The sequence below is a fragment of the Microbacterium sp. NPDC077184 genome, from assembly GCF_040687055.1.
In the GTDB taxonomy this organism is placed as follows: domain Bacteria; phylum Actinomycetota; class Actinomycetes; order Actinomycetales; family Microbacteriaceae; genus Microbacterium.
Map to the genome: position 1 here is coordinate 932,138 of NZ_JBFBMM010000001.1, position 24,937 is coordinate 957,074.

The window sequence follows — 24,937 nt, forward strand, 5'->3', positions numbered from 1 at the left end:
TTTTCAGTGCGGGGTCGACAGGGGGCCGCGATCGGCCAGTTCGACGTCCTGGTTGTAGCGGTAGAGCCGTGCGGGGCGGTGGCTCCCCGTGCGGTAGCGGTCGGTCGGGATGAGGGTTCCGGAGTTCTCCACCTGGCGTCGGAAGTTCGCGGGGTCGAGCTTGCGGTCGAGGATCGTCTGGTAGACCTCGCGCAGTTCGGCGAGGGTGAACTCATCACCGAGCAGGCCGTGCGCGATGCGGCTGTAGCCGACCTTGTTCCGCAGCCGCCACAGCGCGTAGTCGACGATCTCGTTGTGGTCGAAGGCGAGCGGCGGCAGGTCCTCCGCGCCGAACCAGCCGACGTTCTCGATTCCGTCCTCGACGATCTCGTCGGGGCGGATGAGGGCCCAGTAGACGATGGACACGACACGGGTGGGGGACCGGTCGACGGCGCCGAAGGCGTAGAGCTGTTCCAGGTAGCTCGGGGCGAGGCCCGTGGTCTCGGCGAGGGTGCGCGACGCGGCGGCGCCGAGGCTCTCGCGGATGTCGAGCCATCCGCCGGGGAGCGCCCACTGCCCCTCGTGCGGATCGCGGGTCCGCCGGACGAGGGGGAGCGCGACGGTCAGCGGGCCGTCGGGCTCGACCGGGCGCAGTGCGAAGATGACCGTCGACACGGCGACGCGCGTCGCATCGCTCGCGGTGGCATCCACAGCGGGCGTGTCTTCGACTGTAGTTCTTGTCATGTTGACCCTATCTTCTCGATCATCTTAGTGTCGTCGTGACCAGAAGGACAAACGCGGGCGACGGTGCGGCAACGTCCCAGGTTCCGTGCGTACCCTGGGCTCTCCGTCGGCGTGCAGGAGGAGACCATGATCGTCGTCGACGTCGTCCTCATCGCGCTGCTGATCGCCGCCCTGGTCGGCGGCGCGGCCCGCGGCCTCTCCGGCAGCGTCGGCGTGCTTCTCGGACTCACCGCCGGAGGAGTGGGCGCGTACTGGCTGGTCCCGCTGGTCAACGACATCTGGCCCTGGCAGGAGTGGCGCTCGCTCGTCGTCATCGTGAGCACCGTGCTCGTGCTGGTCCTCGGCGCGAGCATCGGCGGCGCCCTCGGCGCCTTCGTCCGACGCGGCGTCGACCGGACCCCGCTGCGAGCGATCGATCGGCTCCTCGGCGCCGCCACCGGCGTGCTCGTGGGTGCGCTCGCGCTGTCCCTCGCGGGCGGAACGATCGCGGCCACGGGCATGCCGGTGGTCTCCTCCGCCGTCTCGTCCTCCGCCGTGCTGCGGACCATCGACCGCCTCACTCCGCAGCCCGTGTCGGCGGCGATGGCGGAGATCCGCGGACTCGTCGTGGACGAGGGCCTCCCGCGGCTCGGTGAACTCCTGGAGGTCACGGCGCCGCCGAGCGTGCCCCCGGTGGACCTCGACGATCCCGAGCTCGCCCGGGCCGCGGCATCCGTCGCGCGGGTATCGGGCACCGCGTACGCCTGCGGCACGAGCTCGACCGGCACCGGGTTCGTCATCGCGCCCGATCGGGTCATCACGAACGCGCATGTCGTGGCCGGCGTCGACGCGCCGGTGGTGGAGCTTCCCGGCATCGCCGCGCGGGAGGGACGTGTCGTGTGGTTCGACCCCGTCGACGATCTCGCCGTCATCGCCGTCGAAGACCTCGGGGTGGCGCCGCTGCCGACGGTCGACACGTTGAGCCCGGGAACGGCGGCGGTCGTGCAGGGCTACCCGCTCGGCGGGCCCTTCACCATGATCAGCGCGGGTGTCCTGTCGGTGGGAACCGTCCCGGTGCCCGACATCTACGGCGACAGCTCCGCGCCCCGGGACATCTACTCGCTGCAGTCGGCGGTGCGTCCCGGGAACTCGGGCGGGCCGCTCCTCGACGCGCAGGGACAGGTCGCCGGTGTGGTGTTCGCCCGCGGAGAGGACGACGCCGAACGCGGATACGCGGTGACCATGACCGAGCTCGCGCCCGTGATCGACGCGGCGCCGGGGCTCGCGGATGCCGTTTCGTCCGGACGCTGCACGACCTGAGCGCTATGCTGGCCGCACAACTGCACATCCGGCCCACGACCCGGACGGGAGAGCCCTGGCTTCGGCCAGGCACCGAAGGAGCAAGCCTCCCCGCCAATCTCTCAGGTACGCGTACCGTCCCGGTCGGCCGACTCTGAAAAGCGACCCCGCATGCGGGGCCCGCCGACGGTGAAAGCACGGTCCCGCCTCGAGCGGGTCGCGCGAAACTCTCAGGTTCATGACAGAGGGGGAGTTCGACGACGTCATCCGACGTCGGCCCGCCCGACGCCGGGAGAACTCATGTCCGATCTGCGCACCGCCCTCTACGACCGCCACGTCGCGCTCGGCGCGACCTTCACCGACTTCGGCGGCTGGTCGATGCCCGTTCGCTACAGCTCCGACCTCGCCGAGCACCACGCCGTCCGCACCGCCGCGGGCCTGTTCGACATCTCGCACATGGCCGAGTCCCGCATCACCGGAGCGGATGCCGGCGCATTCCTCGACGTCGCGTTCGCGGGTCGACTCTCAACGATGCCTATCGGGAAGGCGAAGTATTCGCTCCTGCTGAACCCACGGGGAGGGATCGTCGACGACGTGATCGTGTACCGCCTGGCGGAGGATCACTTCCTGGTGATCTCCAATGCCGGGAACCGCGCGGCCGTCGCGGAGGCGCTCCCCGCGCGTGTGCCGTCGTCCTCGGAGGTCTTCATCGACGACATCAGCGACACGGTGAGCCTCATCGCGGTGCAAGGGCCCGCTGCCGCGGAGATCGTCGGGGCGACGCGGGGGATCGAGCAGATGAGTCCTGCGCTCGCGGATGTTCCGTCCTACGCCTTCTCCACGGCGGCGTTCCAGGGAAGCCCCCTCTTCGTCGCCCGCACGGGATACACGGGTGAGGATGGATTCGAACTCCTCGTGGCGAACGAGGATGCCGGGGGCCTGTGGGACGCGCTGGCGCTCGCCGGTGCACCGTTCGGGCTCGTTCCTGCCGGCCTCGCGGCGCGGGACACCTTGCGCCTCGAAGCGGGGATGCCCCTGCACGGACACGAGCTCACCGAGGACATCCTCCCCACTCAGGCAGGGCTCCGGCGCACCGTCGCGACGGACAAGGACCACTTCGTCGGTCGCGAAGCGCTGGAGGCGGCATCCGACGATCTGCCCGTCCTGGTCGCCCTCGTGTCGGCGGGACGCCGAGCCGGTCGCGCCGGGTACGCCGTCTTCGACGGCGAGGAGCGCGTCGGTGAGATCACCAGCGGCGCCCTCAGCCCGACCCTCGGGCATCCGATCGCGATGGCCTACGTCTCGCCGGAGCGGAGTGCGCCCGGCACGCCCCTGACCATCGACGTCCGTGGGACGCGCATCCCCGCGACTGTGACCGCCCTGCCCTTCTACCGGAGGAAGAAATGACCGACATCGCCGCCCTCATGTACACCGCCGAGCACGAGTGGGTCGCCCTCGAGGGCGACGTCGCCACGATCGGCATCACCGACTACGCCGCCGACAAGCTCGGCGATGTGGTCTTCGTCGAGCTCCCCGCCGTCGCGTCGCCCGTGACCGCGGGCGCGGTCTGCGGCGAAATCGAATCGACGAAGTCCGTCGGCGAGCTCTACGCGCCCCTCGACGGGGAGGTGCTCGAGGTGAACGACGCGGTGGTGGACGATCCGTCGCTGGTGAACTCCGCCCCGTTCGGGGAGGGGTGGCTGCTGCGGCTTCGCGTGGAACCCGCGACCGTGGCGGACCTGATGGACCGGGACGCCTACGTCGCCCTGACCGGTGGTGACGCGTGAGCGACCGTTCCGCGTCGTTGGCACCGGCATCCTTCGTCGACCGTCACATCGGAACGGATGCCGCCGCTCAGCGTGCGATGCTCGACGCGGTCGGCTACGACAGCATCGACGCGCTCGTCGACCGCGCGGTGCCCGCCGCCATCCGACAGCGCGCTACCGCGGACTCGGGCATTCCGTCGGCGGCATCCGAAAGCGAGGCCCTCGCCGAACTGCGCGCGCTCGCCGGACGCAACCGGTCTGCGCGGCCGATGATCGGCCTGGGCTACTACGACACGATCACGCCGTCGGTCATCTCGCGGAACGTGCTGGAGAACCCGTCCTGGTACACCGCGTACACCCCGTACCAGCCGGAGATCTCCCAGGGGCGCCTGGAGGCGCTGATCACCTTCCAGACGATGGTCGCCGACCTCACCGGGCTCACGACGGCGAACGCGTCGATGCTCGACGAGTCCACGGCCGTCGTCGAGGGGATGCTGGTCGCCCGACGGGCCTCCCGTGTCCCCAGTGACGTCTTCGTCGTCGACGCCGACGCCCTCCCGCAGACGCGGGCGCTCCTCGAGGCGCGTGCCGAGCCCCTCGGCATCCGCATCCTCGAGCGCGCCTTCGCGGCGGGTGAGACGCTGCCCGACGAGCTCTTCGGGGTGTTCATCCAGTACCCGGGCGGCTCCGGGCGGGTGTGGGATCCGTCCGGTGTGCTCGAGGCTGCTCATCTGGCCGGCGGGCTCGGTGTCGTCGCCGCGGATCTGCTCGCGCTGACTCTGCTGCGTTCGCCGGGGTCGCTCGGCGCCGACATCGCCGTCGGCACGACGCAGCGCTTCGGGGTGCCGCTCGGTTTCGGCGGTCCGCACGCCGGATACATGGCCGTGCGGGCAGGGCTCGAACGCCAGCTTCCGGGACGCCTCGTCGGCGTCTCGCAGGATGCCGCCGGGCAGCCCGCGTACCGCCTGTCGCTGCAGACCCGCGAGCAGCACATCCGACGCGAGAAGGCGACGTCGAACATCTGCACCGCCCAGGTGCTCCTGGCCGTCATGTCGGCGATGTACGCGGTCTACCACGGTCCGGACGGTCTCCGCGGGATCGCATCGGCGGTGGCGCGGAAGGCCGAGACGCTTGCGTCGGCGCTCCGGGACGCCGGCGTCGACGTGGTGGGGGATGCCTTCTTCGACACGGTGCGTGTCCGGGTGGACGACGCGGCGGCGGTCGTCGAGCGTGCCCGCGTACGGGGCTACCAGCTCTGGGCGGCGGATGCGGTGACGGTCGCGGTCTCCGTCGACGAGACCACGGACGCACGGGATCTGGCGGCGGTCGCGGCGGCGATCGCGGGTCGCATGGACGGCGACGGACTCGGGGTCGGCCTGGCCTGGGAGGAGGCCCCGGCGCTCGCGGGCGTGGCGGCCGGGATGCATCGGGACGACGAGATCCTCACGCACCCCGTCTTCCGCTCCCACCATTCCGAGACGGCGATGATGCGCTTCCTCAAACGGCTTGCGGACCGCGACTACGCCCTCGATCGCGGCATGATCCCGCTCGGGTCCTGCACGATGAAGCTCAATGCGGCGACCGAGATGGCCGCGGTGTCGTGGCCCGAGTTCGCGCGCGTCCATCCCTTCGCACCCGCCGACGATGTCCGCGGCTACCTCGACCTGATCGACCAGCTCGAGGAGTGGCTGGCGGAGATGACCGGCTACGACGCGGTCTCGCTGCAGCCGAACGCCGGCTCGCAGGGCGAGCTCGCCGGGCTTCTGGCGATCCGCGGCTACCACCGCTCGCGCGGGGACGAGGGGCGCACCGTCTGCCTCATCCCCTCGTCCGCGCACGGCACGAACGCCGCTTCGGCGGTGCTGGCGGGCATGCGCGTGGTCGTCGTGGCGTGCGACGAGGCCGGCAACGTCGATCTCGACGATCTGCGCGCGAAGACCGCCGCGCACGCCGATGACCTCGCCGCGCTCATGATCACCTACCCCTCCACGCACGGTGTGTACGAGCACGACGTGGTGGAGATCACGGATGCCGTCCACGCCGCCGGAGGCCAGGTCTACGTCGACGGAGCGAACCTCAACGCGCTCCTCGGCTACGCGCGCTTCGGCGACCTGGGCGGCGACGTGTCGCACCTCAACCTGCACAAGACCTTCGCGATCCCGCACGGGGGCGGCGGACCCGGGGTGGGGCCGGTCGCGGCGAAGGCGCATCTCGCGTCCTTCCTCCCCGGGCATCCGTTCGCGCAGGCGGAGGTTCATGCGGGAGGAGCCGTCTTCGCGGGCGGTCCGGTGTCGGCGGCGCCCTCCGGGTCGGCCGGCATCCTGCCGATCTCGTGGGCGTACGTGCGGATGATGGGCGCCCAGGGTCTCCGTCGGGCGACGGGGGCGGCGGTGCTCGCGGCGAACTACGTCGCGACGCGGCTGAAGGACCACTATCCCGTCCTCTACGCGGGGGACGGCGGGCTGGTCGCCCACGAGTGCATCCTCGACCTCCGGCCGCTTCGTGAGCAGACCGGCGTCACCGTCGACGATGTCGCCAAGCGGCTGATCGACTACGGCTTCCACGCACCGACGATGTCGTTCCCGGTCGCCGGGACGCTCATGGTCGAGCCCACCGAGAGCGAAGATCTGGCGGAGATCGAGCGATTCGTCGACGCGATGATCGCGATCCGCGCGGAAGCGGAACGGGTCGCCGCGGGGGAGTGGCCGGCGGAGGACAACCCGCTGGTGAACGCGCCCCACACCGCGGCATCCGTCATCGAGGGGGAGTGGACCCACGCGTACCCGCGCGAGGTGGCGGTGTATCCCGTGCGCGACCTGGTGCGCACGAAGTACTGGCCTCCGGTGCGCCGGATCGACCAGGCCTACGGCGACCGGAACCTCGTCTGCGCCTGCCCTCCCCTGGAGGCCTTCGCCTGACCCCGTCCCCCCTCCTGACCGCGAGACTGCATCCTCCGGTCGAGACTGCACGTGCCGCGCGCAGTTTCGACCGGAGGATGCAGTCTCGGTGAGTGAGGGGAGGGGCCGCGCGATGTCAGTGGGAGGCGAGCGCGCGGCGCAGAGTGAGCAGAGTGGCGGTGTCCTCGCCCGCGACCAGGGGGATCCCCTGCCCGAGGAGGATGCCGCGCAGCGGGGTGACGGCCGTCGTCTCCGTCCACCCCCAGTGGGTGACGGCGCGGACATGACCGGAGAGCCGGATGTCGCGTTCCCGACGCGATCGAAGAGCGGACAGCGGATCCCCGAACGTCCCGTCGTACTTCAGGTCGCCGTCCGCCTCTCCGAGCACCGACGCCTCCGGCCACCAGAAGTCGCCGCGGTCGAGGACGTCGTCGGTGCGGAACACCTTCTGGAGGATCGGCGCCGCGAAACCCAGCCAGCGGATCACGCAGCGGCTCACTGACTCGAGCGGCGACTCCGCCGCCGCATCAGCCTCCCGCAGCGGCTCCCGAGCGCGTCGGCGTCCGCGGCTGCTCACGCGCTGCTCGTTGATCGCGGTCAGGATGTCGGTACTCAGCGTCGCGTCGAGCCGGAGCGCGGCATCCGCGGTGGCGACGCCCACGGCGGGATGCCGATGGCGTGCGAGGTCGACCGCGGTGTCGGCGATGGACGTCACGCTGAGCCCACCGGCGGAGACGAGCCGCCGGTCGCCGCACCCCGCGTGGACGCGGACGCCTCCGCACTCCCGTCCCGTGGCTGCCGTGCCGCCGAGGGTGTGCACGGTGACGGGGTCGGCGAAGACCGGAAGGCCGAGGAGAGCGCTGGCGGACTCGAGGCAGAACACCGCGTCGGGACGGGTCATCGCGACCGCGTGCACGCGGGCGAGATAGCGGAGCCAGGGGGGAAGTGCCGCCCACTCCTCGGCATCCGCGTAGACGCCCTCCCGCACGCGGTGGAGTCGCCCGCGCGCGGCCCCGTCCGCCGGCCGGTGCAGGTCGGCGGCTCGGTGCAACGCGATCGGAGGTGAGGGGAGGGCGAGGACGGGTTCCATCGCCCGAGCGTGGCCCCCTCGTGCCGCGCGGATGCCGCCCCCTCGGCATCCTGTGGACATCTCCGCGCCCGGCCCTACCCTCCGCCCCCTGTGGAGGACCCTCGTCTCGTCCGCTCTCTGACGCCGAGACTGCATCTTCCGGTCGAGACTGCACGCGTCGCACGCAGTCTCGACCGGAGGATGCAGTCTCGCGGTCAGGGGAGGGGGTCAGGAGGCGCCGAAGAGGGCGGGCCAGAGGCCGACGGCGAGGGGGTAGCCGACGAAGGCGACGACGTCGATCAGGGTGTGCGCGATCACGAGCGGCATGACCCGGCCCCACCGGCGGTAGCACCACCCGAACACCAGGCCCATGACGAAGTTCCCGATGATCGCACCGACGCCCTGGTAGGCGTGGTACGCCGCACGCAGGAGGGCGGTGGCGACGATGATGCTCCACCACGACCAGCCGAGCCGACGGAGACGGTCGAAGAGGTACCCGAGGAGGATCACCTCCTCGAGGAGCCCCGCCCGCACCGCAGCCAACAGCAGCACCGGCACGGTGAACCATGCGGCGTCGAGCGGCGAGGGCACGACCTCCACCGTGATCCCGAGGGCGCGTCCGACGAGATACAGCGCCAGACCCGGCACACCGATCACGATCACGAGCAGGATGCCGCGACCCAGGTCTCCGCCGAAGCGACGGAAGTCCAGGCCGATCCGCCGCAGCGCATTCGAACCGGGTTCCCACAGGAGGTACACCACGAGCGCCACGAGGCAGAGCGAAAAGAAGATGCCCAGCAGCTGATACGTGAGATCCCACAGGGCGGCGGAGTCGCGCGAGGGATTCAACTGCGTGCTCTGATCACCGATCGCGGCGTTCTCGGCGAGGGCGCGCTGCACGGTGCGCACGAAGGACAGGACGCTGTAGAGCGCCGACTGGCCGACCGAGAGAGCGAGGACGATCCCGATCTCCCACCACAGGCGAGCGCGTGGAATGCCCGTGGGATTCCTCTCATCGATCGGGTGCTCTCTTGAGGTCACCTTGTCAGATTGTCACATCCCGGCGACCTTGAGTTAAGGCTCTGTAACGTTTTGGGCCACTGTTTTGACCATCCCAGACCCCCCGCTTAGGGTTTCGGTATCCGCGCGCCGTCCTGCTCTGCTGGGCGTGCACGCACGACCTGCACAGGAGGAACAGTGAGAATGAAGCGCATCTCGACCGCGGTGGGACTCGCCGCTGTCGGCGCACTCGTGATTTCGGGGTGCACCCCGGCAGAGGACGGCGGCGACGACTCCGGTCTCGTCGAAGGCTCCTCGATCACGGCCGCGTGGAACCAGGCGTTCTACTCGATGAACGGCAACACGTCGTTCGGTAACGCCACCGCGAACAACAACATCAACTACTTGGTGCTCGACGGCTTCAACTACTACAACAACGTCCCGGAGCTGGTGGAGAACACCTCGTTCGGCACGTACGAGCTCGTCAACGAGGACCCGCTCACGGTGACCTACACGGTCAACGAGAACGCGGTGTGGTCCGACGGCGAGCCCATCGACGCCGCCGACCTCATGCTCAACTGGGCAGCGCTCTCGCGCGCGCTGGACACCCCGGACTTCGACCCGGCCGACTTCACCGACCCCGAGACCGGTGAGTTCACCGACGCGTTCCCCACGGACGTCGTCTACTTCGACTCCGGTGCGACCCCCGAGTCGGGCATGGGTCTCGTCTCCGAGACGCCCGAGATCGGCGAAGACGGTCGATCGATCACCATGACCTTCGACGAGCCCTTCGTGGACTGGGACCTCGTGTTCGCCGCGCCGCTGCCCGCCCACATCGTGGCCAAGAAGGCCCTCGGCATCGAGGACAACGCCGAGGCCAAGCAGGCCGTCCTCGACGCGATCGAGGGCAACGACGCCGCTGCCCTGGCGCCGATGGCGTCGTTCTGGAACTCGGGGTTCAACTTCACCTCGATGCCCGACGACCTCGAGCTCGTCACCGCCAGCGGACCGTACATGATCAGCGACTTCCAGGCTGACCAGTTCATCACCCTGACGGCCAACCCCGAGTACGCCGGTGACAACACCGCGAACATCGAGGAGATCACCATCCGCTTCATCCCGGACCCGCTCGCCGCGGTCCAGGCTCTGGAGAACGGTGAGGTCGACATCATCCAGCCGCAGGCCACCGCCGACATCACCACGGCGCTCGAGGGCATCGACGGCATCACGGTGACCACCGGTCTCGGCGGCACCTACGAGCACGTCGACCTGCAGTTCGACAACGGGCGCAACCCGGAGAACATCTTCTCGAACCCCCTCGTCCGTGAGGCGTTCATGAAGACCATCCCGCGCCAGGAGATCGTCGACACCCTGATCAAGCCGATCATCGGTGACGACGCGATCCTCCGTGACTCGCAGCTCTTCGTCCCCGGCGCCGCCGGATACGACGAGTCCGCGGCCAGCAACACCTCCGCCGACTACGCATCGGTCGACATCGAGGGCGCCGCGGCGCTCCTGGAGGAGTCGGGTGTCACCAACACCGAGGTCTGCGTCCTGTACGCGTCGAACAACCCGCGTCGCGTCAACGAGTTCGCCCTCATCCAGCAGTCGGCGAACGAGGCCGGCTTCAACGTCACCGACTGCGGCTCGGAAGAGTGGGGCGGCCTGCTCGGCACACCCGGCGCGTACGACGCCTCGCTGTTCGGCTGGCAGTCCACGAGCCTCGGTGTGACCAACTCGCTGCCGACGTTCGTCACGGGTGGCATCAACAACCTGAACTTCTACTCGAACCCGGAGGTCGACTCGATCATCTCCGAGCTGAACACCACGTTCGACGCAGATGCTCAGATCGAGCTCCAGGTGGAGATGGACCGTCTGCTGTGGGAGGACTTCTACGGCGTCACCATCTACCAGTTCCCCGAGGTCACCGCGTTCAGCGACCGTGTGACCAACATCGACCCGTCGATCCTCGCGCCGACCATCTTCTGGAACGCGTGGGACTGGGAAGTGACGGACGCCGCCGCTGAGTGATCGTCTCGACCACAGCCTGAGTCGGGTCTGATCCCGACACGCGCCACGGTCAAAGGGGTGCAGGTCCCTTACGGGGACCTGCACCCCTCGCACGTTAGACTTCACTCCGCGGCGGCCGCGCGACGGAGCCGGAACCGAACGGCTCCCGCGCGCCCGGCCGATTCATCGATTGGCAGGCAGCCACACCATGGCTTCATTCATCATCCGGCGACTGATCGCGTCTGTGTTCGTGCTCTTCGCCGCGACCTTCTTGATGTACATCCTGGTCTCGCTCTCAGGTGACCCCCTGGAAGAGCTGGCACAGTCCAACGCTCCGAACAAGGCGGAGCTCATGGAAGCCCGTACGCGGCTTCTGAACCTGGATGTCCCCGCACCGCTGCGGTACTTCCTCTGGCTCGGCGGACTCTTCCGCGGAGACTTCGGCATCAGCATCCAGAACCAGCCGGTCAACGCCCTCCTGGCCAACGCACTGACGTCGACGCTGACGCTGGTGACGACGGCGACGGTCGTGGCGATCGTGCTGGGCATCTCGGTGGGTATCGTCTCCGCACTGCGTCAGTACAGCGGCTTCGACTACACCGTCACCCTCATCTCCTTCCTCTTCTTCTCCCTCCCGATCTTCTGGGTCGCGGTGCTGCTGAAGCAGTACGGCGCCATCCAGCTCAACAGCTGGCTGGCGAATCCGACGATCGCGGTCCCGGCGATCATCGCGATCTCCCTCATCGCGGGAGTCCTGTGGATGTCGCTCATCGGCGGCAGATGGAAGCGGCGACTCCTCGTCCTCGCGGTTGCGGCCGTGGCGACGGCAGCGGTGCTGACCTACCTGTCGATCACCGAGTGGTTCGCCGACCCGAGCATCGGGATCGTCGTCTACGCCGCCCTCGCCATCGGCATCGCCTTCGGTGTGACGGCCGTGTCCACAGGCCTGCGGAACCGCAAGTCGCTGTACGCGGCGCTGACGGTGGCGGTCCTCGGCATCGCGCTGTACTTCCCGATGATGAACTCCATCCTCAACGGGATGACTCTCGGACTCTTCGTCCTCCTCATCGTCCTCACGATCGTCGTCACGGGCGTCATCGGCTGGTTCTTCGGCAAGCCCGACCGCGGCCCCGTGATCCGCACCGCCATCCTGACCGGCATCCTGACGGCAGGTCTGATCGCCCTCGACAAGTACATGTCGTACTGGGAGGTCTACGCCAACTCCAGCCGCATCCGTGGCCGGCCGATCGCGACCGTCGGCGCGTCCACGCCGGGCCTCGGCGGGAACTTCTGGGTGCAGGGCATCGACCTCTACACCCACCTCCTCCTTCCGACCATCGCCATCATCCTGATCTCCTTCGCGTCGTACACGCGGTACTCGCGTGCGAGCCTGCTGGAGGTCATGAACCAGGACTACATCCGCACGGCACGGGCGAAGGGGCTGACGGAGCGCACCGTGGTCGTGCGCCATGCCTTCCGCAACGCCCTCATCCCGATCACGACCATCATCGCGTTCGACGTGGGTGCCGTCGTCGGCGGGGCGGTGGTCACCGAGACGGTCTTCGGCTGGACCGGCATGGGCCGGCTCTTCGTCGATGCGCTGCGCGTGGCGGACCCGAACCCGATCATGGCGTTCTTCGTCGTCACCGGCACGCTCGCCGTCCTGTTCAACCTCATCGCGGACCTCATCTACGCCGCCCTCGACCCGAGAATCAAGGTGAGCTGAGTGAATAACGCTCCCGAAGAAACCGACAACCGGGAGGCCTCGGCAACGGCCGAGATCTCCATCGAGCAGCGCGAGACGGAGGGCCTCAGTCAGGGGCAGATCGTCCGACGCCGCTTCTTCCGGCACCGCGGCGCGGTCGTGTCGATGATCGTGCTCGCCTTCATCGTCGTCTTGTCCTTCACCTCGGTCGGCATCGACCTGTGGGGGATCCGGATCCCCGGGTGGTGGCAGTACGACTGGCGGCAGATCCCGCCGATCGAGAACCGCGGGGTGCCCACCCTGTCTCTCATCCCCGAGTTCCTCGGCGGTGCGGGCCTGGCGTTCGGGAACCACCCGTTCGGTCAAGACGAGGTCGGCCGGGACACGTTCGCGGTCGTCATGCGCGGCGCCCAGCAGTCGCTCATGGTCATGGTCATCGCCGGTGTCGTCGCCACGGCCATCGGGGTCGTCGTCGGTGCCGTCGCCGGGTACTACCGCAAAGCGGCCGACGCCGTCCTGATGCGCTTCACCGACATCATCATCACCATCCCGCTCATCGTGATCGGCGCGGTGCTCGGAAGCGCGCTCGGCAACCTCGGCGCCGCCGTCTTGGGCGTGGTGATCGGACTGTTCGCCTGGACGACCCTCGCGCGTCTCGTGCGGGGGGAGTTCCTGACCCTCCGCGAGCGGGAGTTCGTGGATGCCGCACGCGTCTCGGGTGCTCGGGACCGGCGGATCATCTTCCGCCACATCCTGCCCAACGCCGTCGGCGTGATCGTCGTGAACGCGACGCTGCTCATGGCGGGCGCGATCCTCCTCGAGTCGGCCCTGAGCTTCCTCGGCTTCGGCGTGGTGTCGCCGGACACGTCACTGGGGAAGATCGTCTCCGACAACCAGGCGGCGTTCTCCACCCGCCCGTGGCTGTTCTGGTGGCCCGGCATCTTCATCATCACGATCGCCCTGTGCGTCAACTTCATCGGCGACGGTCTGCGCGATGCGTTCGATCCCCGCCAGAAGAAGATGCCGAGCGAGCGCGCGATGGCGCGGGCGGGTTCCTCCCCGACACCGGCCGGTCCGGTCTCCGGAGCCGGTGCCGACGCGCCGGCATCCGTGACCGTCGCCGGTGAGGCGGTCTACACCGGCGACGTGGAGAACTACCACGACCCGCGTCCCGAAGAGCCCGGTGACGCCGGGCACGGACGGCTCGATCCGGAGCGCTGAGGATGAGTCCTTCAGAGCGCGAGGCCCAGCCCCGTGGCCGCCGCGGTGAGTACCAGGGCGATGATCGTGCCGACATGCCACGTCGTCTTTTCGCCGCCGGGTTCCTCCCCGGCGGCGAGAAGGCCGGCGTCGCGGAGCTCTTCCCACTGGCCGCGGATGGTCTGGGCGAGGTTCCCGCTCGGCGTCGACACCGCGTCGCTCGGACGCAGTTCTCCGAGCGGTCCGCGCGCGGAGGCGCCGACGCCGTCGAAGTCCTTGCTCGCAAGGCCGAGGGCGCGGTGGCGACCGGGTGCGGGCGTCGCCCAGACGGGGACGCGCTGCGTCCGCGTCTGCAGGGTCAGCGCGAACCGCGTGTCGATCGACTGCACCGCGGGCCAGGGCAGGAAGTGGGTGCGCAGCACGTTCACGACCGTCACACCGTGCGGTTCGACGTGCAGCTCCGGACGCCAGAAGAGCGCCCACGCCAGGATCGCCACGAACACCAGCGGCCACGCGTATCGCAGCGCGCTGAGCGGATCGTCCCAGATGAGGGCGCCGATCGCCGCGGCACACAACACCACGGTCACGACGGAGAGGACACGGCCGAAGGCCGGACGATAGTGGACCTCTTGGAACGACATGACCTCCAGCTTTCCAGATCGGATGCACACGCATGACTGACACCACGGATGCCGCCACCGGCGGTCGCCCTTCGCACGAGGCCCTCCCCGAGACGATCCTCGAGGTCAAGGGTTTGAACGTCGACTTCTGGGTCGAGGGCGAGTTCTACCCCGCCGCCGTCGACATGAACTACACCGTTCGCCGCGGCGAGGTCCTCGCGATCGTCGGCGAGTCCGGGTCGGGTAAGAGCACGAGCTCGATGTCCCTCCTCGGCCTGCTGCCCGAGAACGCACGCGTCACCGGTTCGGTGAAGCTCCTCGACCGTGAGCTCCGCGGTGCGGACCCCGCGACGATCCGGGCGCTGCGCGGCGGTGAGATCGCGGTGATCTTCCAGGAGCCGATGACGGCGCTGAACCCGGTCTACACGATCGGATTCCAGATCACCGAGGCGCTGCGATCACACGACCGCGCGCTCGCTCCGTCGGCCGCCAAGGAGCGCGCGATCGAGCTGCTGCGTCTCGTGGAGATGCCCAACCCCGAGCAGTCGTTCCACAAGTACCCCCATCAGCTCTCGGGCGGGCAGCGGCAGCGCGCGATGATCGCCCAGTCGATCTCGTGCGACCCGCTGCTGCTCATCGCCGACGAACCGACCACCGCGCTCGATGTCACGGTGCAGGCCGAGATCCTCGATCTGCTGCGCAACCTGCACAAGCGGCTCGATTCGGCGATCATCCTGATCACGCACGACATGGGTGTCGTGGCCGACCTGGCAGACCGCATCATGGTGATGAAGAACGGCGTCGTCGTGGAGGCCGGCGGTGTGGAGGAGATCTTCCATGCGCCGAAGCACCCCTACACGCAGCAGCTGCTGGCGTCGGTCCCGCATCTCGGTCTCGGCGTGCTCGAGCCCGTCGACGCCGACGCGCCCGAAGAGGTCGTCTCCGACACGTCCGCCGTTCCGACCATCTCGGCGATCCGTGAACGCGCGAGCGACGCGGGCGGTCTTGCCGAGACCCGCACACCGGTGCTGTCGTTCGAGGACGTCGCGATCGAGTACCCGAAGCGGGGCCGCATCCCGGCGTTCCGCGCTGCGGAGCACATCGATCTGGAGATCTACCCCGGCGAGATCATGGGGCTCGTCGGCGAGTCCGGCTCGGGCAAGACCACCATCGGACGGGCCGCCATCGGCCTGATCCCGATCGCGGAGGGGCGTCTGACAACCGTCGGCACCGACATCTCGGATGCCACGCAGAAGGACCTGTTCGCGATCCGCCGTCGGACCGGCATCGTGTTCCAGGACCCGGCGTCCTCCCTCAATCCCCGAATGCCGATCGGCCAGTCCATCGGCGAGCCGATCCTCCTCGCGGGGGTCGCGAAGGGGAAGGATCTCGATCGTCGCGTCGAGGAGCTCCTCAGCCAGGTGGAGCTCCCCGCCTCCTACCGCAACCGTTTCCCGCACGAGCTCTCCGGAGGTCAGCGCCAGCGCGTCGGCATCGCGCGTGCGCTCGCGCTCGCGCCGGAGCTCCTCGTCGCCGACGAGCCGACCTCCGCGTTGGATGTGTCGGTCCAGGCCCGTTTCCTCGATCTCCTGCAGGAGCTGCAGCAGCAGCTGCAGTTCGCGTGCCTGTTCGTCAGCCACGACCTCGCCGTCGTCGACATCCTCGCGCACCGCATCAGCGTGATGCACCACGGGAAGATCGTCGAGACCGGGACGCGCGATCAGATCCTGCGCGGGGCGAAGGATCCGTACACGCAGCGTCTGATCTCCGCCGTGCCGGTCCCGGACCCGGAGGAGCAGCGCCTGCGCCGGGAAGCGCGCGCGGCGATGGCCTCCCGCGAAGCGAGCTGATCCGAGCCGCCGGAGGGCGGAAACGTGCTTCGCGCAGCCTGAGCGTAGAATGGGGTGCACCCGGTTCCGGGTGCACCCCTCACTCATCAAGGATTCCCTCATGGCGCGCGCCCTCCGTCCCGATCTCCGAAACGTCGCGATCGTCGCGCACGTCGATCACGGGAAGACGACCCTCGTCGACGCGATGCTGCGTCAGACGGGGTCCTTCGGTGAGCACGCGCACGTCGAAGAGCGCGCGATGGACTCGAACGACCTCGAGCGTGAGAAGGGGATCACGATCCTCGCGAAGAACACCGCGATCACGTACAACGGCACCCACACCGACGTGCCCGTGACGATCAACGTCATCGACACCCCGGGCCACGCCGACTTCGGTGGCGAGGTCGAGCGCGGCCTGTCGATGGTCGACGGTGTCGTGCTGCTCGTCGACGCGAGCGAAGGCCCGCTGCCGCAGACCCGCTTCGTCCTCCGCAAGGCGCTCGAGGCCAAGCTCCCCGTGATCCTGCTGGTGAACAAGACCGACCGTCCGGATGCCCGGATCGCCGAGGTCGAGGAAGAGGCGCATGATCTCCTCCTGGGTCTCGCGTCCGATCTCGTCGACGACGTCCCCGACCTCGATGTCGACGCCCTCCTCGACGTGCCGGTCGTTTACGCCTCCGGCCGCGCCGGCGCGGCATCCCTCACGCGGCCCGAGAACGGCGCGCTGCCGGACAACGATGACCTCGAGCCGCTCTTCGGCGCGATCCTCGAGCACGTTCCGGCGCCGGCCTACGACGACGAGGCGCCGCTGCAGGCGTGGGTGACCAACCTCGACTCCAGCCCGTTCCTCGGTCGGCTCGCGCTCCTGCGCGTCTTCAACGGCACCCTGAAGAAGGGGCAGACGGTGGCCTGGGTGCGCGCGGACGGCACCACGAGCAACGCCCGCATCACCGAGCTACTGAAGACCCGGGCGCTGGAGCGCTACCCGGCGGACGACGCCGGCCCCGGCGACATCGTCGCCATCGCCGGATTCCCCGACATCACCATCGGCGAGACGATCGCCGACCCGGACGACGTGCGCCCGCTGCCGGCGATCACGGTCGACGACCCCGCCATCTCCATGACGATCGGCACCAACACCTCGCCCCTCATGGGGAAGGTCAAGGGCCACAAGCTGACCGCGCGGATGGTGAAGGACCGCCTCGACCGCGAGCTGATCGGCAACGTCTCGCTCAAGGTGGTCGACATCGGGCGTCCCGACGCGTGGGAGGTCCAGGGCCGCGGTGAGCTGGCTCTGGCGATCCTGGTCGAGAACATGCGGCGGGAGGGCTTCGAGCTGACCGTCGGAAAGCCGCAGGTCGTGACCCGGCGCGGCGAGGACGGCAAGCTCAAGGAGCCGTTCGAGCACCTGACGGTGGATGCCCCCGAGGAGTACCTCGGTGCGATCACGCAGCTGATGGCCGCCCGCAAGGGGCGTATGGACAGCATGACCAACCACGGCACCGGCTGGGTGCGCATGGAGTTCATCGTGCCGTCGCGAGGCCTCATCGGCTTCCGCAGTGAGTTCCTCACCATCACGCGCGGCACCGGCATCGCCAACGCGATCTCGCACGGCTACGACGACTGGGCGGGGTCCATCACGACCCGTCAGAACGGATCGATCGTCGCCGACCGCATGGGTGTGGTGACTCCGTTCGCGATGATCGCCCTGCAGGAACGCATGAGCTTCTTCGTCCAGCCGACCGAAGAGGTCTACGAGGGCATGGTCATCGGTGAGAACTCGCGCGCCGACGACATGGACGTCAACATCACCAAGGAGAAGAAGCTGACGAACATGCGCTCGTCGACCTCGGACTCCTTCGAGTCGATGACGCCCCCGCGCACCCTGACGCTCGAGGAGAGCCTCGAGTTCGCACGGGACGACGAATGCGTCGAGGTCACCCCCGAGAAGGTGCGCATCCGCAAAGTGGTCCTCGACGCCACCGAGCGCGGGCGCGCGGCTTCGCGGATGAAGCGCCAGGACGCCGCGGTCTGACCCGTCAGCGCATCTCCGAGACGAGGACGGCGGATGTCGCCGGCTCCAGTGCTTCGAACACATGGGGCGCGTCCCCGGGGTAGCGGAGATAGTCGCCGGGTGCGAGATCGTACGGCGCATCGGGCGGGCCTACGCGCGCCCGCCCGGCGAGGAGCACCAGATGCTCGGTGGTGCCGGACGGGTGGGGGTCGGACAGCCGCGGGCTGCCGGGCTCGGCGCGGATGATGTAGAGGTCCCGTCGCGTCCCGGGCCCCGCCGCGGAGAGGAGCAGTGCCTCGTAGGGCGCTTCCGCCGCGCGGATGCCGCCCTCCTGCCGCGCGCGGATGAGGGTCGGGCCGGTCGCGGGCGCGTCGACGAGGGTGGCGAAGGAGACGCCGAGGGCGGTGGCGACCGCCCACAACGTCTCGACGCCCGGGTTGGACGAGCCCGACTCCAGTTGCGAGAGCGTCGCCTTCGACACGCCGGCACGCCGCGCGACCTCCGCGGCCGAAAGGCCCGCACGTGCCCGTTCCCGACGGACGGCTTCAGCGATGCGTCCCCCCATGGTGCTCACCCGTTCATTCTGGCAAACGTCGCCGCCTTGACCCCCTTGATCCATGCGTTCAGAATAGTGAACGTGCGTTCACTGTCGCGATCCTCCGATGAGTCGGTCGAGGGGCATGCTGTCCGTCGCGCGTGGCGAGAGGCGCTCGGCGTCGCCCTGGCGACCAGCGCCTACGGGGTCTCTTTCGGCGCCCTGGCCGTGGCGGCGGGCCTGGACGTCTGGCAGACCTGCATCCTGAGTCTGGTGATGTTCACCGGAGGCTCCCAGTTCGCGTTCGTGGGCGTCGTAGGCGCGGGAGGGATCGCTGCGGCGCCTGCGGCGATCGCGTCGTCCGTCCTCCTCGGGGTCCGAAACGTCGCGTACGGCGTGCGGATGGCGCCGGTCGTGGGTGGGGGTGCGTTGCGCCGAGCCGCCGCCGCGCAGTTCACCATCGACGAATCGACCGCGGTCGCCCTCGCGCAGGACGACCCACGCGCTCGTCGCGTGGCGTTCTGGGTGACCGGGGTGGGGATCTGGATCGGATGGAACGTGTCGACCCTGGCCGGCGCGCTCCTGGGCGATGTCCTCGGGGACCCCCGCGCCTACGGATTGGATGCCGCCGCGGCGGCGGCGTTCCTCGCGCTGCTGTGGCCGCGACTGCGACGGCGGCAGGCGATCGCGGTGGGGTGCGCGGCGGCGATCGTCGCCACCGTGCTGACCCCCGTCCTGATGCCGGGCATTCCGGTGCTCGTCGCGGCGTCGGTCGCCGTCGTCGTCGGACTCACGAATCTTCTCGGCGAACGTGCGGCCCTCGACACGGAACCTGAGGACGTCCCCGAACGGGAGGGGCTCCCGTGACCCTGTGGAATGCGATCCTTCTCGCCGCGATCGGCTGCGTCCTCCTGAAACTCCTGGGGTACCTCGTTCCGACATCGTGGATGGAGGGACCCCGCGCCTCGCGGACGGCGGATCTCCTGACCGTGGCCCTCCTCGCCGCCCTCGTCGGCGTCCAGGCCGTCGGGGCAGGTCAGGCGATCGTCGTCGACGCGCGCATCCCCGCGCTGCTGGTCGCCGCCGCGCTCCTCCTGCTCCGCGCGCCGTTCCTCGTGGTGGTCGTGGCGGCGGCGGCGACGGCGGCCCTTCTGCGGTGGGCGGGACTGATGGCCTGACGCCCGTACACTTGCCCGGTGGAATTCTCGTGGTCGCGCCTCGGCAGCTGGCTCATCGCGGCCGCCGTCGGGATGGTCTACGGCTCGGCGGGGACTATCGCGCACGCGTTCGTGCTCGGCCCCGTCCCGCTCGGACTCGTCCTCGCCCTTCTGGGGTGCGCGGCCCTGCTCGCCTCGATCCGGTTGCTGACGGGAGACCGATGGGCCGCCCTGGCGGCGGGGCTCGGGATGATGACGGCGGCACTGGTCTTCTCCGGCGCGGGCCCTGGCGGGTCGGTGATCGTTCCGCAGAGCATCCTCGGTACCGTCTGGACTCTCGCGCTCCCGCTCATGGTCGCGGTGGTCATCGGGTGGCCGGCGCGCTTCGGAGCGGATCCCGGTCGAGCCCGCCCGGACTAGACTCGACCCGTGACGTACGTGATCGCCCTGCCCTGTGTGGATGTCAAAGACCGCGCGTGCATCGACGAGTGCCCCGTCGACTGCATCTACGAGGGGGAGCGCTCGCTCTACATCCACCCCGACGAATGCGTGGACTGCGGCGCCTGTGAGCCGGTGTGCCCGGTCGAGGCGATCTACTACGAGGACGATCTGCCGGGCGAGTGGCAGGACTACTACAAGGCGAACGTCGAGTTCTTCGATGACATCGGTTCTCCCGGGGGTGCGGCGAAGGTGGGCGTCATCGCCAAGGATCACCCCGTGATCTCGGCGCTGCCGCCGCAGGACCACTGATCCGACGACGGAGCCGCTGATGGGAGTCACCGAGCTCGCGGACTACCCGTGGGATGCCGTCGCGCCGTACGCTCGGCGCGCGAAGGAGCACCCCGGCGGCATGGTCGACCTCTCCATCGGGTCGCCGGTGGATCCGACGCCGGACGTGGTCGCCGCGGCTCTGAAGCGTGCGACGGACGCCCATGCCTACCCGCAGACGATCGGCACCCCTGTGCTGCGGGAGGCCGTCGCGGAGTGGTATCGGCGGCGGCGCGGCGTGTCCGGGCTCGCAGCCGAGGATGTTCTGCCGACGATCGGCTCGAAGGAGCTGGTGGCCCTTCTGCCTCTGCTTCTCGGCGTCGGGCCGGGTGAGATCGTCGTCCATCCCCGCGCGGCATACCCGACCTACGAGGTCGGCGCGACGGTGTGCGGCGCGACGGCGATGGCCGTCGACGATCCGGCCGCGTGGCCCGAGAATGCGGCGATCATCTGGATCAACTCCCCGGGCAATCCCGACGGCCGGGTCTGGGACGTCCCCGAGCTCCGCGCGGCGGTCGCGCGGGCGCGCGAGCTCGGCGCGCTCCTCGTCGCCGACGAGTGCTACGCCGAACTCGGGTGGGAGGCGCCCTGGGATCGCGCGCCGATCCCGTCCGTGCTGGATGACCGGGTGCGCGACGGCTCGTTCTCGGGACTGCTGTCGGTGTATTCCCTCAGCAAGCAGTCCAATCTCGCGGGGTACCGGGCGGCGTTCCTCGCGGGCGACCGGACGGTCGTGTCGCGTCTGACCGCGGCGCGCAAGCACCTCGGCCTCATGGTGCCCGCGCCCGTGCAGGCGGCGATGACCGCAGCGCTCGGGGACGACGAGCATGTGCGGATCCAGAAGGACCTGTACGGACGGCGCCGTGCGTTGCTCCTGCCAGCACTGCAGGGCGCCGGATTCCGCGTGGATCGGAGCGAGGCGGGTCTGTATCTGTGGGCGACCGAGGGACGCGATGCATGGGACTCGCTGGCGCGGCTGGCCGAACTCGGCATCCTCGCCGGGCCGGGGCACTTCTACGGATCGCACTTCCCTGAGCACGTCCGCGTGTCCCTGACAGCCTCCGACGAGCGCATCGCGGCGGCGGCGGAACGGCTTCGCCACGTGGCGCACGCCGATCTGTGAGGGTTCCTCCATCGGATCCGGCGGCGCGTTGGCGATGTCCGGAGTAGGCGCGCGTGGCTACTAGGCTGTATGCGAACCCCCGGCACGATCACCAATCGCGAGGAGGCGCCGTGAGCGAAGCGGGCACCACACAGGACAAGGCCACTCTCACGATTGGCGACCGCACGGCGGAATTCCCCGTCCTGCACGGTACCGACGGCATCCCCAGCGTGGACATCTCCACGTTCACCCGTCAGACCGGCCACACGACGCTCGACTACGGATTCGTCAACACGGCGGCGACGAAGTCGGCGATCACCTACATCGACGGCGACGAGGGCATCCTGCGTTATCGCGGGTATCCGATCGAGCAGCTGGCGAAGAACAGCACGTACCTCGAAGTCGCGTGGCTGCTGATCTACGGCGAGTTGCCGACCGAAGACCAGCTGGCGGAGTTCGACGGTCGGATCCGTCGTCACACGCTTCTGCACGAAGACCTGAAGCGCTTCTTCTCTGCGCTTCCGCACAACGCGCACCCGATGTCGGTGCTGTCGGCGGCGACGGCGGCGCTCTCGACGTACTACGAGGGCGAGTCCGACCCCCACAACCCCGAGCACGTCGAGCTGAACACCATCCGGATGCTGGCGAAGCTTCCGGTGATCGCGGCCTACGCGCACAAGAAGAGCATCGGTCAAGCCTTCCTCTACCCGGACAACTCCCTCGGGTTCGTCGACAACTTCCTCAAGTTGAACTTCGGCGTGCTGAGCGAGATCTACGAGATCAACCCGGTGATGTCGCGGGCCCTCGAGCGGCTGCTCATCCTCCACGAGGACCACGAACAGAACGCGTCGACCTCGACGGTCCGGCTGGTCGGCTCCACCGGCGCCAATCAGTTCTCGTCGATCTCGGCCGGGATCAACGCCCTCTACGGACCTCTTCACGGCGGCGCGAACGAAGCCGTCCTGGAGATGCTCGGCCGTATCCGCGACTCGGGCGAAAGCGTCGAGCGGTTCGTCGAGCGGGTGAAGAACAAGGAAGACGGCGTGAAGCTCATGGGTTTCGGGCACCGGGTGTACAAGAATTACGACCCGAGGGCGAAGCTCGTCAAGGAGTCCGCGGACGAGGTCCTCGAGGCCCTGGGCGTGAACGACCCGCTCCTGGACCTCGCGAAGCAGCTCGAGGAGATCGCCCTGAGCGACGACTACTTCCGCGAGCGCCGACTGTATCCGAACGTGGACTTCTACACGGGCGTGATCTACAAGGCCATGGGATTCCCCACGCGCATGTTCACGGTGCTGTTCGCCATCGGCCGGCTGCCCGGATGGCTGGCGCAGTGGCGCGAGGCGGTCACCGACCCGCAGACCAAGATCGGCCGCCCTCAGCAGCTGTACACCGGCTCACCGGCCCGGAACTACCCCGGCCTGGGCTGATCCCGCGTTCCGGCGGTGTCAGCCGAGGGTCGCGGCGTAGTCGGGCACCTGTCCGGCGTCGTCGCGCGGCGGCCGCTCGTACCCGCCGGATGCCGGTCGTGGCGGGATCTCGATCGCCGGCCGCTCGACCTCCCGGTAGGGGATCCGTGACAGCAGGTGGTGGATCATGTTGATCCGTCCGCGCCTCTTGTCCTCGTTGTCGACCTCGAACCAGGGTGCCTCGGGGATGTCCGTGTGGATGAACATCGTGTCCTTCGCGCGGGAGTAGTCCTCCCACTTGGTGATGGACAGGACGTCGTTGGGACTGAGCTTCCACCGGCGCATCGGGTCCTCCGCGCGCGAACGGAATCTGGCCTCCTGCTCGACATCCGACACGCTGAACCAGTACTTCAGCAGCACGATGCCGTCTTCCACCAGCATCCGCTCGAAGATGGGCGCCTGGTGGAGGAACCGGTGATACTCGGCCTGCGTGCAGTAGCCCATGACGTGCTCGACCCCGGCACGGTTGTACCAGGAGCGGTCCATCAGCACGATCTCACCGGCGGCGGGCAGGTGCGGCACGTACCGCTGGAAGTACCACCGCGTCCGGTCGCGCTCGCTCGGCGTCGGCAGGGCCACGACCCGCGTCACGCGCGGGTTGAGGTACTCGGCCACGCGCTTGATCGTCGAGCCCTTGCCTGCGGCGTCCCGTCCCTCGAAGATGACCACGATCCGGGCGCCGGTGTGCTGCACCCAGGCCTGCATGTCGACGAGGCGCGCCTGCAGTCGCGCGAGTTCGGCTTCGTACGTCTTCTTCGACAGTCGCGCCGACATGGGATCTCCTTCGATCGGACGCCGATCAGGCGTGGAGGGCTTCGTTCAGCGTCACCCCGGCGCCGGCGCGCCGGACGGCCTCGACCGCACCCGTGAGGGAGTTGCGTCGGAAGAGGATCCCGTTCCGGCCGGACAGCGCGGCACCCTTGACGCTCGGACGGCGACCGTCCTCGTCGGGGGCCTCGTCCGCGAGGACGATCTTGGATCCCGCGGTCACATACAGTCCGGCTTCGACGACGCAGTCGTCGCCGAGGGAGATGCCGATGCCTGCGTTGGCGCCGAGGAGCGTGCGCGCACCGACGGAGACGACGTGCGCGCCGCCGCCGGAGAGGGTGCCCATGATGGAGGCGCCGCCACCGATGTCGCTGCCGTCGCCCACGACCACACCCTGGGAGATGCGGCCCTCGACCATGCTGGCCCCGAGCGTTCCGGCGTTGAAGTTCACGAAGCCCTCGTGCATCACCGTGGTTCCGGGGGAGAGGTAGGCCCCCAGTCGCACCCGCGACGCGTCGGCGATGCGGACGCCCACCGGGGTGACGTAGTCGAGCAGGCGGGGGAACTTGTCCAGGCTCTGCACCTGGATGCCTTCGCGGAGGAGGAAGGGGCGCAGGCGCGTGGCGTCATCGGGGTGCATGGGACCCGCCGTCGTCCACGCCACGATCGGCAGGTGGGCGAAGATTCCGTCGAGGTTCAGCGCGTTCGGAGCCACCAGGCGATGCGAGAGGGCATGCAGGCGCAGGTAGGCGTCCGGCGTCGAGGCAGGGGGCGCGTCCAGATCGATCTCGACGACACGCACGTCAAGCTCCACTGCGCGTCGCGGGTCCGGAACGGCGTGCCGCTCGAGGTCGCCCGAGGCGAGTCCGGGCTGCCCGCCGCGGGGCATGCGGCCCTGCGCGGGCTGCGGGTACCACGTGTCGAGGACGGTCCCGTCCTCGGACGTCGTGACCAGACCGCATCCCCAGATGTACCGCGCATCGCTCATGCCTCCACGGTAGCGGTCGGGACCGGTCCTCGGAGATCCC

General features: G+C 69.2%; 22 protein-coding genes and 1 riboswitch. Of the genes, 15 read left to right on the forward strand and 7 right to left on the reverse strand.

The window, feature by feature from the left end; all coding sequences use genetic code 11:
- Nucleotides 1–3: 3 nt before the first annotated feature.
- Nucleotides 4–723, reverse strand: coding sequence for an NUDIX domain-containing protein (locus tag AB0O93_RS04485; protein WP_363340894.1), 720 nt, complete (start codon nt 721–723; stop codon nt 4–6).
- Nucleotides 724–849: 126 nt separating this feature from the next.
- On the opposite strand from AB0O93_RS04485, the gene AB0O93_RS04490 reads away from it, so the two are divergent.
- From AB0O93_RS04490 to gcvP, 4 genes are all read left to right on the forward strand, one after another.
- Nucleotides 850–2,022, forward strand: coding sequence for a MarP family serine protease (locus tag AB0O93_RS04490; protein ID WP_363340896.1), 1,173 nt, complete (start codon nt 850–852; stop codon nt 2,020–2,022).
- A 35-nt stretch (nt 2,023–2,057) separates the two neighbouring features.
- Nucleotides 2,058–2,149, forward strand: a riboswitch (glycine riboswitch).
- Between the two features lie 152 nt (nt 2,150–2,301).
- Nucleotides 2,302–3,408 (forward strand): glycine cleavage system aminomethyltransferase GcvT, encoded by a 1,107-nt coding sequence (gene gcvT, locus AB0O93_RS04495; RefSeq protein ID WP_363340898.1) that lies wholly within the window; start codon nt 2,302–2,304, stop codon nt 3,406–3,408.
- The gene (gcvH, locus tag AB0O93_RS04500) at nt 3,405–3,788 is read left to right on the forward strand and encodes a glycine cleavage system protein GcvH (protein WP_363340900.1); all 384 of its coding nucleotides are present in this window, start codon (nt 3,405–3,407) and stop codon (nt 3,786–3,788) included. The genes gcvT and gcvH overlap by 4 nt, the downstream gene beginning before the upstream one ends.
- Nucleotides 3,785–6,685, forward strand: a complete 2,901-nt coding sequence (gene gcvP, locus AB0O93_RS04505; protein WP_363340902.1) for an aminomethyl-transferring glycine dehydrogenase — start codon at nt 3,785–3,787, stop codon at nt 6,683–6,685. Before gcvH ends, gcvP begins: the two co-directional genes overlap by 4 nt.
- Nucleotides 6,686–6,800: 115 nt before the next feature.
- Here gcvP and AB0O93_RS04510 read toward each other — a convergent pair whose 3' ends face one another.
- Both AB0O93_RS04510 and AB0O93_RS04515 read right to left on the reverse strand, forming a co-directional pair.
- Nucleotides 6,801–7,754 (reverse strand): hypothetical protein, encoded by a 954-nt coding sequence (locus tag AB0O93_RS04510; protein WP_363340904.1) that lies wholly within the window; start codon nt 7,752–7,754, stop codon nt 6,801–6,803.
- A 207-nt stretch (nt 7,755–7,961) separates the two neighbouring features.
- Nucleotides 7,962–8,774 carry a CPBP family intramembrane glutamic endopeptidase gene (locus AB0O93_RS04515; RefSeq protein WP_363340906.1) on the reverse strand — a complete coding sequence of 271 codons (813 nt, stop codon included), beginning with the start codon at nt 8,772–8,774 and terminating at the stop codon, nt 7,962–7,964.
- Nucleotides 8,775–8,936: 162 nt separating this feature from the next.
- Between AB0O93_RS04515 and AB0O93_RS04520 the strand changes: the two genes are divergently transcribed.
- The 3 genes from AB0O93_RS04520 to AB0O93_RS04530 all read left to right on the forward strand — a co-directional run bounded on the left by AB0O93_RS04520 (nt 8,937) and on the right by AB0O93_RS04530 (nt 13,668).
- Complete coding sequence (locus AB0O93_RS04520; protein WP_363340908.1) at nt 8,937–10,763, forward strand: ABC transporter family substrate-binding protein; 1,827 nt, start codon at nt 8,937–8,939, stop codon at nt 10,761–10,763.
- A 187-nt stretch (nt 10,764–10,950) separates the two neighbouring features.
- On the forward strand, nt 10,951–12,468 hold the full coding sequence (locus AB0O93_RS04525) for an ABC transporter permease (RefSeq protein WP_363340910.1): 1,518 nt from the start codon (nt 10,951–10,953) through the stop codon (nt 12,466–12,468).
- Nucleotides 12,469–13,668, forward strand: coding sequence for an ABC transporter permease (locus tag AB0O93_RS04530; RefSeq protein ID WP_363340912.1), 1,200 nt, complete (start codon nt 12,469–12,471; stop codon nt 13,666–13,668). It begins immediately after the preceding gene.
- An 11-nt stretch (nt 13,669–13,679) separates the two neighbouring features.
- On the opposite strand, the gene AB0O93_RS04535 is transcribed toward AB0O93_RS04530, so the two are convergent.
- Nucleotides 13,680–14,288, reverse strand: coding sequence for a PH domain-containing protein (locus tag AB0O93_RS04535; protein WP_363340913.1), 609 nt, complete (start codon nt 14,286–14,288; stop codon nt 13,680–13,682).
- Between the two features lie 32 nt (nt 14,289–14,320).
- On the opposite strand from AB0O93_RS04535, the gene AB0O93_RS04540 reads away from it, so the two are divergent.
- Together AB0O93_RS04540 and typA are read left to right on the forward strand one after the other, a co-directional pair.
- Nucleotides 14,321–16,117: an ABC transporter ATP-binding protein gene (locus tag AB0O93_RS04540; RefSeq protein ID WP_363340915.1), complete on the forward strand. Its 1,797-nt coding sequence runs from the start codon at nt 14,321–14,323 to the stop codon at nt 16,115–16,117.
- A 100-nt stretch (nt 16,118–16,217) separates the two neighbouring features.
- Nucleotides 16,218–18,131, forward strand: coding sequence for a translational GTPase TypA (gene typA, locus AB0O93_RS04545; RefSeq protein WP_363340917.1), 1,914 nt, complete (start codon nt 16,218–16,220; stop codon nt 18,129–18,131).
- 4 nt (nt 18,132–18,135) lie between these two features.
- Here typA and AB0O93_RS04550 read toward each other — a convergent pair whose 3' ends face one another.
- The gene (locus tag AB0O93_RS04550; RefSeq protein ID WP_363341018.1) at nt 18,136–18,675 is read right to left on the reverse strand and encodes an XRE family transcriptional regulator; all 540 of its coding nucleotides are present in this window, start codon (nt 18,673–18,675) and stop codon (nt 18,136–18,138) included.
- Between the two features lie 81 nt (nt 18,676–18,756).
- Here AB0O93_RS04550 and AB0O93_RS04555 point away from each other — a divergent pair, with 81 nt between their 5' ends.
- The 6 genes from AB0O93_RS04555 to AB0O93_RS04580 all read left to right on the forward strand — a co-directional run bounded on the left by AB0O93_RS04555 (nt 18,757) and on the right by AB0O93_RS04580 (nt 23,102).
- Nucleotides 18,757–19,512 (forward strand): AzlC family ABC transporter permease, encoded by a 756-nt coding sequence (locus AB0O93_RS04555; protein WP_363341020.1) that lies wholly within the window; start codon nt 18,757–18,759, stop codon nt 19,510–19,512.
- Complete coding sequence (locus AB0O93_RS04560) at nt 19,509–19,823, forward strand: AzlD domain-containing protein (RefSeq protein WP_363340919.1); 315 nt, start codon at nt 19,509–19,511, stop codon at nt 19,821–19,823. The genes AB0O93_RS04555 and AB0O93_RS04560 overlap by 4 nt, the downstream gene beginning before the upstream one ends.
- Nucleotides 19,824–19,841: 18 nt before the next feature.
- Nucleotides 19,842–20,222 carry a histidinol dehydrogenase gene (locus tag AB0O93_RS04565; RefSeq protein ID WP_363340921.1) on the forward strand — a complete coding sequence of 127 codons (381 nt, stop codon included), beginning with the start codon at nt 19,842–19,844 and terminating at the stop codon, nt 20,220–20,222.
- Between the two features lie 9 nt (nt 20,223–20,231).
- The gene (fdxA, locus tag AB0O93_RS04570) at nt 20,232–20,552 is read left to right on the forward strand and encodes a ferredoxin (RefSeq protein ID WP_053547188.1); all 321 of its coding nucleotides are present in this window, start codon (nt 20,232–20,234) and stop codon (nt 20,550–20,552) included.
- 19 nt (nt 20,553–20,571) lie between these two features.
- On the forward strand, nt 20,572–21,693 hold the full coding sequence (gene dapC, locus AB0O93_RS04575) for a succinyldiaminopimelate transaminase (RefSeq protein ID WP_363340924.1): 1,122 nt from the start codon (nt 20,572–20,574) through the stop codon (nt 21,691–21,693).
- 110 nt (nt 21,694–21,803) lie between these two features.
- Nucleotides 21,804–23,102: a citrate synthase gene (locus AB0O93_RS04580; protein WP_363340926.1), complete on the forward strand. Its 1,299-nt coding sequence runs from the start codon at nt 21,804–21,806 to the stop codon at nt 23,100–23,102.
- A gap of 18 nt (nt 23,103–23,120) precedes the next feature.
- Here the strand turns inward: AB0O93_RS04580 and ppk2 are convergent, their stop codons facing one another.
- Complete coding sequence (gene ppk2 / locus AB0O93_RS04585; protein WP_363340928.1) at nt 23,121–23,915, reverse strand: polyphosphate kinase 2; 795 nt, start codon at nt 23,913–23,915, stop codon at nt 23,121–23,123.
- A 25-nt stretch (nt 23,916–23,940) separates the two neighbouring features.
- Complete coding sequence (dapD, locus tag AB0O93_RS04590) at nt 23,941–24,897, reverse strand: 2,3,4,5-tetrahydropyridine-2,6-dicarboxylate N-succinyltransferase (RefSeq protein WP_363340930.1); 957 nt, start codon at nt 24,895–24,897, stop codon at nt 23,941–23,943.
- Nucleotides 24,898–24,937: the final 40 nt, after the last annotated feature.